At 72.7% G+C, this 13,108-nt stretch carries 8 protein-coding genes and 1 pseudogene; all 9 read left to right on the top strand.

The annotated features are described in order from the left end of the window. Window positions 1–567 precede the first annotated feature (567 nt). Entirely contained in the window at window positions 568–2,352 is a 1,785-nt protein-coding gene (locus AB0C36_RS07445; RefSeq protein WP_358350622.1) for a peptidoglycan D,D-transpeptidase FtsI family protein, read from the top strand. 35 nt (window positions 2,353–2,387) lie between these two features. Continuing rightward, window positions 2,388–3,962, top strand: a pseudogene (locus tag AB0C36_RS07440) (UDP-N-acetylmuramoyl-L-alanyl-D-glutamate--2,6-diaminopimelate ligase); the annotation flags it as partial. 353 nt (window positions 3,963–4,315) lie between these two features. Continuing rightward, entirely contained in the window at window positions 4,316–5,809 is a 1,494-nt protein-coding gene (locus AB0C36_RS07435) for a UDP-N-acetylmuramoyl-tripeptide--D-alanyl-D-alanine ligase (protein ID WP_358350616.1), read from the top strand. Then, complete coding sequence (mraY, locus tag AB0C36_RS07430; RefSeq protein WP_358350613.1) at window positions 5,806–6,870, top strand: phospho-N-acetylmuramoyl-pentapeptide-transferase; 1,065 nt, start codon at window positions 5,806–5,808, stop codon at window positions 6,868–6,870. The genes AB0C36_RS07435 and mraY overlap by 4 nt, the downstream gene beginning before the upstream one ends. A 14-nt stretch (window positions 6,871–6,884) precedes the next feature. Next, entirely contained in the window at window positions 6,885–8,405 is a 1,521-nt protein-coding gene (gene murD, locus AB0C36_RS07425; RefSeq protein ID WP_358350611.1) for a UDP-N-acetylmuramoyl-L-alanine--D-glutamate ligase, read from the top strand. Between the two features lie 14 nt (window positions 8,406–8,419). Beyond that, a complete protein-coding gene (gene ftsW, locus AB0C36_RS07420) occupies window positions 8,420–9,748 on the top strand; it encodes a putative lipid II flippase FtsW (protein WP_358350608.1) in 1,329 nt (442 codons plus the stop codon). Window positions 9,749–9,753: 5 nt separating this feature from the next. Further along, window positions 9,754–10,842, top strand: coding sequence for an undecaprenyldiphospho-muramoylpentapeptide beta-N-acetylglucosaminyltransferase (gene murG / locus AB0C36_RS07415; RefSeq protein WP_358350817.1), 1,089 nt, complete (start codon window positions 9,754–9,756; stop codon window positions 10,840–10,842). A gap of 47 nt (window positions 10,843–10,889) precedes the next feature. After that, window positions 10,890–11,675, top strand: a complete 786-nt coding sequence (locus tag AB0C36_RS07410; RefSeq protein WP_358350605.1) for a cell division protein FtsQ/DivIB — start codon at window positions 10,890–10,892, stop codon at window positions 11,673–11,675. 339 nt (window positions 11,676–12,014) lie between these two features. Continuing rightward, window positions 12,015–13,108 (top strand): cell division protein FtsZ (ftsZ, locus tag AB0C36_RS07405; protein ID WP_358350602.1); only part of this gene is annotated, 1,094 nt, incomplete at its 3' end.

The following is a 13,108-nucleotide window of genomic DNA, read 5'->3' as shown; positions in this document are numbered from 1 at the left end:
GGCGGCCCCCCCGACGCAGGACGCACGGACGACCGGCGGACCGGCAGCCGCGGCGAACCGCCTGTGCGCCGAGAGGACGGGCGCCCGGCCGACCCCCGCGCCGCCGACACCGACGACCTTGATCAGCACGGGCGTTCGACCGACCGTGAGCGCGCCCGGGCTGAGGACGCACGCCGTGCCCGCGACGGGCGGCCGGGCGACCCGCGTGGCCGCCGGTTCGCCGACGACGGGCGCGCGGGCGGGCCGCGGGGGCGCCGCCCTGCCGACGACCGCGGCTTCCGGCGTCCGCCCGGCGACCCCGCTCGCGCCGAAGGCGCTGCGCGCAGGCGCGTGGTGCGCGGTGACGGCTCTCCGGTCGCCCCCGACGGTCCCCGGCGGCCGAGGCTGCGCAGCGTCCCTCCGGCAACCCCCGACGGCCGCCCCCGCCGCGTCGTACGGCCGGGTGTCGTCGGCGCTGCGGGGACCGGTGCCGAACGCCGTCCCCCGGTGCGGCGCGAAGTCCGCCGGGAAACTCTCCGGGAGTCGCAGCGCGACGTACCGCGCGAAGTCCGCCGCGGACCCGTCCGCGTGCGCACGCTGCGCCTCGGCGACCCGAAACGGCGCCTGCGGTTCGGCCTGATCGGGCTCGGCGTCGTGCTCACGTTGTTCGTGGGCCGCATTGTCCAGTTGCAGGCGCTCGACGCCTCCGCGTACGCGGCGGACGCTAACAGCCTGCGCATGCAAACCGTTCGGTTGCCAGCCGATCGCGGAGCCATTGTGGACGCGAACGGCGTGACCCTCGCGTCATCGGTCGACGCGTACGACATCACCGCCGACCCGACCCAGGTCCAGCAGTACAACCCCACGGCAACGGCTCTCGCGCTCGCGCCGATCGTCGCCGGCGACCCCGTCAAAATCGAGGAACAACTGCGCACCCCGAAATCCCGCTACGTGGTCCTCGCCAAGCAGGTCGACCCCGCCGTGTGGACGAAGATCAAGGAAGCGCAGAAGAGACTGTCCGACGAGAAGCGCGACGACCTCGTCGGCATTTACGCCAGCCCGCACAGCAAGCGCGTATATCCCGCGGGTTCGGTCGCCGCGAATCTCGTCGGATTCGTCAACGCCTCCGACAAGGGCGCCGGCGGCCTCGAACTCGCCCTCGACAAGCAGCTTGCCGGACGCGACGGCAGCGTGACGTACGAGAACTCGCTCGGCCGGCAGATTCCCACCGCCGGGAAGAAGGGCAAGGACGCCGTCTCCGGCGACACCGTGCAGCTGACCATAGACCGGAACATCCAGTGGTACGCCGAGCAGATGATCGCGCGGAAGGTCGCCGAAGCCGGCGCCGAGAGCGGCACCGTCGTCGTGCAGGACGTGAAGTCGGGCGAAGTCCTCGCGATGGCCACCGCCCCCGGATTCGACCCGAACAACCTCGGTGCCGCCAACGCCGCCGACATGGGCAACCGCCCGATGCAGGAGGCCTACGAGCCCGGCAGCACCAGCAAGGTCATGACCATGGCCGCGGTCATCCAGGAGGGCAAGGCCGGCCCCGAGACGCAGGTCGTCGTCCCCGGCACGCTGCCGCGCGCGGACCGGGTCTTCCACGACGACGTCGACCACGGCACCTGGTACCTGACGCTCAACGGCGTGCTGGCCAAGTCGAGCAACATCGGCACGATCCTCGCCGCCGAGAAGCTCGGGCCGAACCAGGCGGCCGCCAACGCGAAACTCGACGAGTACCTGCGCAAGTTCGGCATGGGCTCCAAGAGCGGGATCGGGTTCCCGGGCGAGACCGCGGGCCTGCTGCCGCCGCCGCAGAAGTGGGACGGCGCGCAGCAGTACACGATCCCGTTCGGCCAGGGCCTCTCGCTCAACTCGCTGCAGGCCACGAGCGTGTTCCAGACCATCGCCAACGGCGGCGTACGCATCAACCCGACGCTCGTGAAGGGCACCACCGGTCCCGACGGCAAGGTCCGGCCCGCGCCCGCGCCCGGGCGTACCGAGGTCGTCAGCCCCGAGACCGCGCGGATGGTCGCCGACATGATGGAGTCCGTCGTCGCCGACGACGAGGGCACCGGCAACAAGGCGCAGATCCCCGGCTACCGCGTCGCCGGCAAGACCGGCACGGCCAACCGGGTGGACCCGAAGGTCGGCGGCTACAACGGCTACACCTCGTCGTTCATCGGCTTCGCACCCGCCGAGAACCCGCAGATCGTGGTGTCGGTGACCATCCAGGCACCGGTCAACGGCAAGTGGGGCGGCACCCTGTGCGCGCCCGTCTTCAAGGACGTCATGTCGTTCGCACTCCAGACCCGCAAGATCCCGCCCGCCGGCACGAAGTCGCCGGACATTCCCGTGGAGTGGAAGCCGTGACGGCTCCCGACGCCGCTCCCGGGGGCGCGCCCGGCGTGCTTCGACAGGCCGCAAAAGCAGGTAGCCTCACCGCCGTGCCCGATCGAGTTCTCCGCCGTCCCGCCCGTGTGCGCCCGCGACCGCTGTCCGGCCTGTACGACCTCCTGGGGGCGGCCGCCGGCCCGGCGGGGACGGCCGGGGAGACCGCACTCACCGGTGTGACGCACGACTCCCGTGCCGTACGCCCGGGCGACCTGTACGCGGCTCTGCCCGGCACCCGCGCGCACGGCGCCGAGTTCGCGGCGCAGGCGGCGGGCCTCGGCGCCGCGGCCGTGCTGACCGACCCGGACGGCGCCGACCGGGCCCGCGCGACCGGCCTGCCGGTGCTCGTGGTCGCCGATCCGCGCGCCAGGCTGGGCGAGGTGGCCGCATGGGTCTACGACCATCCGGGTGGCGCGCTGACCCTCTTCGGGGTCACCGGCACCAACGGCAAGACGACCACCGCCTACCTGCTCGACGGCGGCCTGCGCGCCGGCGGCCACACCACGGGCCTGATCGGCACGGTCGAGACCCGGATCGGCGACGCGGTGGTGGCCAGCTCCATGACGACGCCCGAGGCCCCCGACCTCCAGGCGCTGTTCGGGGTCATGGCGGAGAAGGGCGTGACCGCCGCGTCGATGGAGGTCTCCAGCCACGCTCTCGCGATGGGCCGCGTGGACGGCACGGTGTTCGACGTCGCGCTGTTCACCAACCTGACGCAGGACCACCTGGACTTCCACGGCACGATGGAGGAGTACTTCCGGGCGAAGGCCGACCTGTTCACGCCGCGGCGGGCGAAGGCGGGCGTGGTCGACGTCGACGACGCGTACGGCCGCCGCATCGCGGAGGCGCCCGCGATCCCGATCACGACGGTGTCCCCTTCCGGCACCCGCGGCGCGGACTGGCGGGTCGAGGACACCGAGCTGGGCCCGGACGGCAGCCGCTTCCGCCTGGTCGGCCCGGACGGCGTGAAGGCGGATGCGTCGGTACGCCTGCCCGGCCCGTTCAACGTCGCCAACGCCGCGCTGGCGGTCGTCACCCTCGTCACCGCCGGGATCCCGCTGGACGTCGCGGTCGCCGGGGTGGCCGGCGTGCCCGGTGTGCCCGGCCGCATGGAACGCGTCGACGAGGACGCCCCGTTCACCGCCGTCGTCGACTTCGCGCACACCCCGGACGCCGTCGAGACGCTGCTCGGCGCGCTGCGCGAGGTCACCGCGAACCGGCTGTTCGCGGTGCTCGGCTGCGGCGGCGACCGGGACCGCGGCAAGCGTCCGCTGATGGGTGCGGCCGCCGTACGCCTCGCCGACGTCGCCGTCCTGACCAGCGACAACCCCCGCTCGGAGAACCCGCTGGCGATCCTCGGCGAGATGGTCGAGGGCGTCTCGGCGGTCGCCGAGCCGCACGGCGAACTCGTGGTCGAGCCGGACCGGGCCACCGCGATCGCGTGGGCCGTGGAGCACGCCGGCCCCGGCGACGTCGTGGTGGTCGCCGGCAAGGGCCACGAGCAGGGGCAGAAGATCGGCGACGAGGTGCGCCCGTTCGACGACCGCGTCGAACTGCGGGCGGCCCTGCGCCGCCGTCTCGACCGCGACCGCGGCCCCCGGCCCGGCGGGGGCGTCCGCCCCGGCATCGGTCCCGCCGATCCTGCCGCTCCTTCCGCCCCAGCCGACGGGGCGTCCGGAAGTGCCGCCTCCGGGGCGCCCGATCCGGCACCGGGGGCCGGTGGGAGGATCGACGCCGACCCGCCCGGCGAGGCCGCCCCGCGCAGCGAGGCACAGCCCGGCGGGGCCGCTCCGACCACCTACGCTCCGACCACCGACCCGGCCCCGACCGCCGGACGCACACCGCGCACCGATTCCGCCCCGACCACCGATCGCGCGGCGCACGCCGCCGCGGGCGACCGCGCCGTGGCGCCGTCTGTGTCGCCGCTTGAGGAGACCCAACAGTGATTGCCACGACACTCGCCGACGCCGCCGCGGCCGTCGGCGGGCGGCTTGCCGGGGGCGCGGACCCCGAGGCGCTGATCACCGCCGAGGTGGTCGTCGACTCGCGCCGGGTGACCCCCGGTTCGTTGTTCGCGGCGGTGGTCGGCGAGCACGCCGACGGCCACGATTTCGCCGAGGCAGCGGTGCGCGACGGTGCCGTCGCGGTGCTCGCGACCCGCGAGACCGGCGTGCCCTCGATCATCGTGGCGGAGACCGCGGGCGACGCCGCGGCCGACGGGACCGGCGCGGTCGTCGAGGCGCTGGGACGCCTCGCCCGGCACGTCACCGACCGCCTGCCGCAGACCGCCGTGGTCGGCATCACCGGCTCGTCCGGCAAGACCAGCACCAAGGACCTGATCGCCCAGGTGATCGCGCACGCCGGCGAGACCATCGCGCCGCCCGGCTCGTTCAACAACGAGATCGGACTGCCGCTGACCGCGCTGTCCGCCGAACTGGCCACCCGTCACCTGGTCTTGGAGATGGGTGCGCGCGGGGTGGGCCACATCGCCTACCTGTGCGGCGTCGTACCGCCGCGCATCGGTGTCGTGCTCAACGTCGGGACCGCCCACCTGGGCGAGTTCGGCGACCGCGCGACGATCGCCAAGGCCAAGGGCGAACTCGTCGAGGCCCTGCCGGCCGACGGCGTCGCGGTGCTCAACGCCGACGACCCGCTGGTGCGCGCGATGGCCGAACGCACGCGCGCTCGCGTGGTGTTCTTCGGCGAAGGGGCGAGTGCGGACATCCGCGCCCAAGACGTACGACTCGACCCCGCCGGACGCGCCTCCTTCACACTCCGCACACCGGACGGCGATGCGCCGGTGATCTTGCGCCTGTACGGTGAGCACCACGTGGCCAACGCCCTCGCCTGCGCGGCGGTGGCACGCGAGTTGGGCATGGGCGTCGGCGAGATCGCGACCGCGCTCGGCGAGGCCGGATCGGTGTCGCGCTGGCGCATGGAAGTGACCGAGCGCGCCGACGGCGTGACGGTGGTCAACGACGCGTACAACGCCAACCCCGACTCGATGCGTGCCGCGCTCAAGGCGCTCGCGGCGATGGCGGGCGGCCGCCGCACATGGGCGGTGCTCGGAGAGATGCGCGAACTGGGGGACGCCTCGCTGGCCGAGCACGACGCGATCGGCCGCCTCGCGGTGCGGCTGAACATCGGCCGCCTGGTGGCGGTAGGGGGCAGGGAGGCCGCATGGATGGACATTGCGGCGAAGAACGAGGGTTCTTGGGGTGAGGAGTCGGTGTTGGTACCCGACACGCAGGCGGCCGTCGACCTGCTGCGGTCCGAGCTGCGCGCGGGCGACGTCGTGCTGGTGAAGGCGTCGCGCGGTGCGGCGCTGGAGCGCGTCGCCCTCGCCCTGCTGGACGACGGAGCGGACGGCGCGGGCGGGGCAGGCGGCACGGGCGGCGTGCACGACGCGGCGGCCGCCGGGGAGGTGCGCCGGTGAGGGCGGTTCTGCTCTCCGGTGGAATCGCCCTGGTGCTGTCGCTCATCGGCACACCGCTCGCGATTCGCATCCTGGTCAAGCGCGGCTACGGCCAGCTGATCCGGGACGACGGCCCGCAGGGCCACCACAGCAAGCGCGGCACCCCGACCATGGGCGGTGCGGTCATCATCCTGGCCGCGCTCCTGGGGTACGCGGGGGCCAAGGCCATCACCCTGGAACGGCCGACCGCGTCGGCGATCCTGGTGCTCTACCTGATGGCCGGCCTCGGACTCGTCGGCTTCGTCGACGACTTCATCAAGATCGTCAAGCAGCGCAGCCTGGGCCTGCGCGCCAAGGCCAAGCTCGCGGGCCAGTCGTTCGTCGGCATCTCGTTCGCGATCCTGGCCCTGCAGTTCCCCAACGACCGCGGCTTCGAGCCCGCGTCGACGAACCTGTCCTTCGTCACCGACACCGCGCTCGACCTGACGCCGGTGTTCTTCGTGGTGTGGGCGTACATCCTGATCGCCGGCCACTCGAACGGTGTCAACCTCACCGACGGCCTCGACGGCCTCGCCACCGGCGCGTCGGTGATCGTGTTCGGCGCGTACACCTTCATCGGCGTGTGGCAGCACGGCCAGAGCTGCGCGTTCGAGGCGTCGGCCAGTGCCGCGTGCTACGACGTACGCGACCCGCTCGACCTCGCGATCGTGGCCGCCGCGATGATGGGCTCCTGCTTCGGCTTCCTGTGGTGGAACACCTCGCCCGCCAAGATCTTCATGGGCGACACCGGCTCCCTCGCCCTCGGCGGCGCGCTCGCGGGCCTGGCGATCTGCACCCAGACCGAGCTGTTGTCCGCGCTGCTGGGCGGCCTGTTCCTGATCATCTCGCTGTCCGTCATCATCCAGGTCGGCTTCTTCAAGATGACCGGCAAGCGTGTCTTCCGCATGGCTCCGCTGCAACACCACTTCGAGCTGAAAGGCTGGCCCGAAGTACTCATCGTCGTTCGCTTCTGGATCATCGCGGGCCTCTGCGTGATCCTCGGCATCGGCATCTTCTACGCGGGCTGGGTGACGGCCAAGTGACGGGTGACCGCCGGATGACAGACGAACGCCCCGTGCCGGGCCACCGTGCGACGGCGCCCGACCTCGGCGCGTTCGACCACCTGGACGCCCCGTGGGGCGAGCTGTCCGCCTGCGTCGTGGGCGCCGGGATCTCCGGCGCCTCGGCCGCCCGTGCGCTGCGCGAACTCGGCGCCCGGGTCGTGGTGGTGGACGGCGCGGACGACGAGCACGCGCGCTCCCGGGCCGCGGACCTGACCGCGATCGGCGCGACCGTGCGCCTCGGCGACGACACGACGTTGCCCGACGGCGTCGACGTCGTCGTGACGTCGCCCGGCATGCGCCCGGACGCGCCGCTGTTCGCCGCCGCCGCGAAGGCCGGGATCCCGGTGTGGGGCGACGTCGAACTCGCCTGGCGGGTACGCCCCCGCGAAGGCGCCGCCCCCTGGCTCGCCATCACCGGCACCAACGGCAAGACCACCACCGTGCGCATGCTCGCGAGCATCCTGGCCGCGGCCGGGCTGCGCGCCGAGGCGGTCGGCAACGTCGGGACGCCGGTGCTGGACGCCGTGCTGGCCCGCGACGAGCGGGGCGGCCAGGCGTACGACGTCCTCGCCCTCGAACTGTCCAGCTTCCAGCTCCACTGGCTCAGCCCGTGGCAGGAGGGCTCCCGCGCCCCGCGCATGCGCGCCGCGGCCGTCCTCAACATCGCCCCGGACCACCTGGACTGGCACGGCTCTTCGGAGGCCTACGCCGCCGACAAGGGCCGGATCTTCGCCGGCGCGGAGGTCGCCTGCGTCTACAACCTCGCCGACCCCGCGACCGAGGAACTGGTCCGCGAGGCCGACGTCACCGAAGGCTGCCGGGCGATCGGCTTCGGCCTCGGCGCACCCGGCCCGAGCGGCTTCGGTGTCGTGGAGGACCTGCTCGTCGACCGGGCGTTCGTGGCCGACCCCCGCACGGAGGCCGCCGAACTGGCCCAGGTCGCCGACGTCGTGCCGGCCGCGCCGCACAATGTCGCCAACGCGCTGGCCGCCGCCGCGCTCGCCCGGGCGTACGGCGTCGGTCCCGAGGCGGTGCGCGAGGGCCTGCGGGCCTTCCGCCCCGACGCGCACCGCATCGCCCACGTCGCCACCGTCGAGGACGTCACGTACATCGACGACTCCAAGGCCACCAACGGGCACGCGGCGGCCGCGTCGCTCGCGGCGTATCCGTCGACGGTGTGGATCGCGGGCGGCCTGGCCAAGGGCGCGTCCTTCGACGAACTCGTCGCGGGCGCCCGCGACCACCTGCGCGGCGTCGTGCTGCTGGGCGCCGACCGCGCTGTGATCCGCGACGCACTGGCGCGACACGCCCCCGATGTCCCGGTCTCCGAGGTCGACGCGACCGACACTGGGGCCATGGATCTCGTGGTGCGCAAGGCGGCGGAACTGGCCCGTCCGGGGGACACCGTGCTCCTCGCCCCGGCGTGTGCCTCGATGGACATGTTCAGCAACTACGGTGCGCGCGGCGACGCGTTCGCCGAGGCGGTGCACAGGCTCTCCGGCGACGTTTCCTGACGGGGCGGCCCACCATGCCCGGGGCGACGAAGGAGGCACGCAAGAGCGCGCAGAGGCCCGCCGCGTGGTGGGGGAGAGCGCGCGCGGCCGCCGCCGTGCCGGCCGCCCGCGGGTCCGGCAGCCGTGGACCGGAGCGGTCGCGGATGCGCGACATCCGGCAGGCCCTGGACCGGCCGCTCGCGTCGTACTACCTGCTGCTCGGCGCCGGGTTGCTGCTGTCGGTGCTCGGCCTGGTCATGGTGCTGTCCGCATCGCAGATCTTCTCGCGGGTCACGTACGGCGACTTCAGCGCGGTCTTCCTCAAGCAGGCGATCGCGATCGGCATCGGGCTGCCGCTGATGTGGCTGGGCGCGCGGCTGCCGGTGCGGGCGTACCGCTTGCTCGCGTACCCGCTGCTGCTGGGCGCGATCGGTGCGCTGTGCCTGGTGCTGGTGCCCGGGATCGGCATGGAGGTCAACGGCAACCGCAACTGGATCGCGCTCGGCGGCGTGTTCCAGATCCAGCCGTCCGAGTTCGCCAAGCTCGGCCTCGTACTGTGGGGCGCCGACCTGCTCACCCGCAAGCAGCGGCTGCTGGGCCAGTGGCGGCACCTGTTCATCCCGCTGTTCCCCGGCGCGCTGCTGGTGCTCGGCCTGGTGATGATGGGCGGCGACATGGGCACCGCGATGATCATCACGGTGGTCGTGCTGGCACTGCTGTGGGTGGCCGGGGCGCCCGGCCGGCTGTTCGTCCTCGCGCTGGGTGCCGCGGCGCTGTTGACGACCGTCTTCGTGCTCATGAAGCCGCACCGGGCGGCCCGCTTCGGCTCGTTCCTCGACCCGTTCTCCGATCCCCAGGGTGAAACCCTCCAGGCCGCGCACGGCATCTACGCGCTGTCGACCGGCGGGTTGTTCGGCAGCGGAATCGGGACGAGCTATGAGAAATGGGGCACCCTTCCCGAAGCCCACACCGACTTCATCTTCGCCGTCATCGGCGAGGAACTGGGACTGGTGGGGACGCTGTCGGTACTCACCCTCTTCGCGGCCCTAGGCTATGCGGGTATCCGCGTCGCAGGCCGCACGAAGGACCCCTTCGTACGGCTTGCCGCGGGGGGCGCCACCGCGTGGATCACGGCCCAGGCCACGATCAACATCGGTGCGGTGCTCGGTCTCCTGCCGATCGCCGGTGTGCCCTTGCCGTTGGTGTCCTACGGAGGCTCCGCCTTGCTTCCGACCATGTTCGCCGTGGGAATGCTGCTCTCGTTCGCCCGTACCGAACCGGGAGCACAGAAGCAGCTCGCGGCCCAGGGTCCCGGGGCGGTCCGCCGTGCGTTCGCGCGGATCCTGCCGCGCAGGGAGCGGTGAAACAGGTGCATGTCGTCCTCGCCGGCGGTGGAACCGCCGGGCACATCGAGCCGGCCCTCGCCCTCGCTGATGCGTTGCGGCGCGAGAACCCCGATGTGGGCATCACCGCGCTGGGCACGTCCAAAGGCCTGGAGACGAAGCTCGTCCCGGCCCGCGGCTACGAGCTCGCGCTGATCCCGGCGGTCCCGTTGCCGCGCAAGCCAACCCCCGAGCTGATGACCGTCCCCGGTCGTCTGCGCGGCACGATCCGCGAGGCCGCCGCGGTGCTGGAGCGCACGCGCGCGTCGGTCGTGGTCGGCTTCGGCGGGTACGTCGCGCTGCCGGGATACCTCGCCGCCAAGCGCCAGGGCGTCCCGATCGTCGTGCACGAGGCCAACGCGCGGCCCGGCCTGGCCAACAAGATCGGGGCGCGCTACACGCAGTTCGTCGCGGTCAGCACCCCGGACAGCAAGCTGCGCAACGCCCGCTACATCGGCATCCCGCTGCGCCGCGCGATCTCCACGCTCGACCGCGAGGCAGAGCGCGAGAAGGCGCGTGCCGCGTTCGGGCTCGACCCGATGCGTCCGACGCTGCTGGTGTTCGGCGGGTCGCAGGGCGCGCGGCGGCTCAACGAGACGCTGTCCGCGACCGCCGAGCAGCTGCTCGCGTCCGGCGTGCAGGTGCTGCACGCGGCGGGGCCGAACAACGAGCTGACGATCACACCGCCGCCCGGCGCGCCGCCGTACGTCGTGCTGCCGTACGTGGAGAGGATGGACCTCGCGTACGCCGCGGCCGACATGGTGTTGTGCCGCGCGGGCGCGATGACCTGCGCCGAGCTGTCGGCCGTCGGGCTGCCCGCCGCCTACGTGCCGCTGCCGATCGGCAACGGCGAACAGCGGCTGAACGCCCAGCCCGTGGTCAAGGCGGGCGGCGGCCTCCTGGTCGACGACGCCGACCTGACCCCGGAGTGGATCACCGCGAACGTGCTGCCGGTGCTCACCGACCCCGGGCGCCTGTACGCCATGGGGCGCGCGGCGGCCGAGTTCGGCCGTCGGGACGCCGACGAGACTCTGGTGCGCATGGTGCACGAGGCGATCGCGGCGGCGCGTACCTGACATTCGCGCGCAGTCGAGGAGACCCAGCCCGAGGAGACACGCAGGACGTGAGGGACCGTCAGGCCACGGTGGAACGACCGGGACGGCAGCGGGCGCCCGGTGCCGCCCGGCCGCCCCGGCCTGCCGGGCCGGGCAAGTCCCGCACGGGGCGCCGGTGGACGAACCTCAGGCCGGCGATCGTCATCATCGTCGTGCTCGTGCTCGCGGGCGGTGTGTGGGGCACCGTCATGTACTCGCCGCTGTTCGACACCGAGAAGGTGTCGGTCCGCGGCACGGCGGTGCTCACCCCGGCGCAGATCACCGACGCGGCAAAGGTCCCGGTCGGCAAGCCGCTCGCGCGTGTCGACCTGGGCGCGATCGAGCGGCGGGTCGCGGCGCTTCCGCGCGTCGCGTCGGTGAGCGTGACGCGCGACTGGCCGCACACCGTCAAGATCCGGGTGACGGAACGTCAAGTCGCCGCGGTGATGCCGGATTCCGGGCGTTTCGCGGAGATCGACAAAACCGGCGTACGGTTCGGTACGGTGGACGCGGTGCCGCAAGGGGTACCGGTGATCAAGGCGGATCCCGCCACCGTGGACGACAGGACACTGCGCGGGGTCGTGGAGGTCATCGGCGCGCTGCCGCCCACCGTCGCCCCCCGGGTCCGCGACATCACCGCGCGGACGAGGGACGACATCGTCATGACCCTGGACGACGGGGTCCTGGTGATGTGGGGCGGCGCGGGGGACTCCCCGCGCAAGGCCGAGGTGCTGGTCGCCCTGATGAAGCTCAAGGCGAAGGTGTACGACGTCAGCGTCCCCGAGGCGCCGGCGACTCGGAACACCCCGCTGTAAGGGTCCGTTCGGGGGCGGCGGCAGGTCCGTGGGGGACCGGCCGTGAGCCCGATACGGGGTCGCCGTGAGCCGGGGGCGCGGCGATGCGATAAAAACACCACGGCAAAAAGAAGGGGGGATGGCTCGGCGTGTTCGTTGAACCGGGCCCTTCCGGCACCTAGTGTCCTGCGTAGCCCCAGGTTGACGCGGTTTTCGTATGGCGCAGGCCCTAACTCTATACCTGAGGGTGAGGGTTCGGGGGCTCATCACGAGCCGAGTCCCGAGACTTCCCCTGGTCGGCAATGTCGGCACGCCGCACCACGGCGTGTCGACCGGAACTCGAGGCGAGAGGCCTTCGGCGTGGCAGCACCCCAGAACTACCTCGCAGTCATCAAAGTCGTAGGCATCGGCGGTGGCGGTGTCAACGCCATCAACCGCATGATCGAGGTCGGTCTCAAGGGCGTCGAGTTCATCGCGATCAACACCGATGCGCAGGCGCTGCTCATGAGCGACGCCGACGTCAAGCTCGACGTCGGCCGCGAACTGACGCGCGGACTCGGCGCGGGGGCCAATCCCGAGGTGGGCCGCAAGGCCGCCGAGGACCACCGCGAGGAGATCGAGGAGGTCCTCAAGGGGGCCGACATGGTCTTCGTGACCGCGGGCGAGGGCGGCGGCACCGGTACGGGCGGCGCACCGGTCGTCGCGAACATCGCGCGCAACCTCGGTGCCCTGACCATCGGCGTCGTCACGCGCCCGTTCACCTTCGAGGGACGCCGCCGCGCCAACCAGGCCGAGGACGGCATCGCGCAGCTGCGCGACGAGGTCGACACCCTGATCGTCATCCCGAACGACCGTCTGCTGTCGATCTCCGACCGCCAGGTCAGCGTTCTCGACGCGTTCCGCTCCGCCGACCAGGTCCTGCTGTCCGGTGTCCAGGGCATCACCGACCTCATCACCACGCCGGGCCTCATCAACCTGGACTTCGCGGACGTCAAGTCCGTGATGTCGGAGGCCGGTTCCGCGCTCATGGGCATCGGCTCCGCGCGCGGCGACGACCGCGCGGTGGCGGCGGCCGAGATGGCGATCTCCAGCCCGCTGCTCGAGGCGTCCATCGACGGCGCCCGCGGCGTCCTGCTGTCCATCTCCGGCGGCTCGGACCTCGGCCTGTTCGAGATCAACGAGGCCGCGCAGCTGGTGAGCGAGGCCGCGCACCCCGAGGCCAACATCATCTTCGGTGCGGTGATCGACGACGCGCTCGGCGACGAGGTCCGCGTCACCGTCATCGCGGCCGGGTTCGACGGCGGGCAGCCGCCGTCCAAGAGCGAGTTGGGCAAGGTGAACCGCCCGGCCGAGCAGCAGCCGCCGCAGCGCGCCCCCGAGCCGCCGCGCACCCCGGCCGCCCCCGAGGCCGCCGGTGTCATCCACACCGACTTCCAGCGCGGGTTCATCAAGGC

Source organism: Streptodolium elevatio (assembly GCF_040649515.1).
Lineage (GTDB): Bacteria > Actinomycetota > Actinomycetes > Streptomycetales > Streptomycetaceae > Yinghuangia > Yinghuangia elevatio.
The sequence above is the reverse complement of the archived record's forward strand: the minus strand, read 5'-3'. Positions and strand labels throughout refer to the sequence as shown.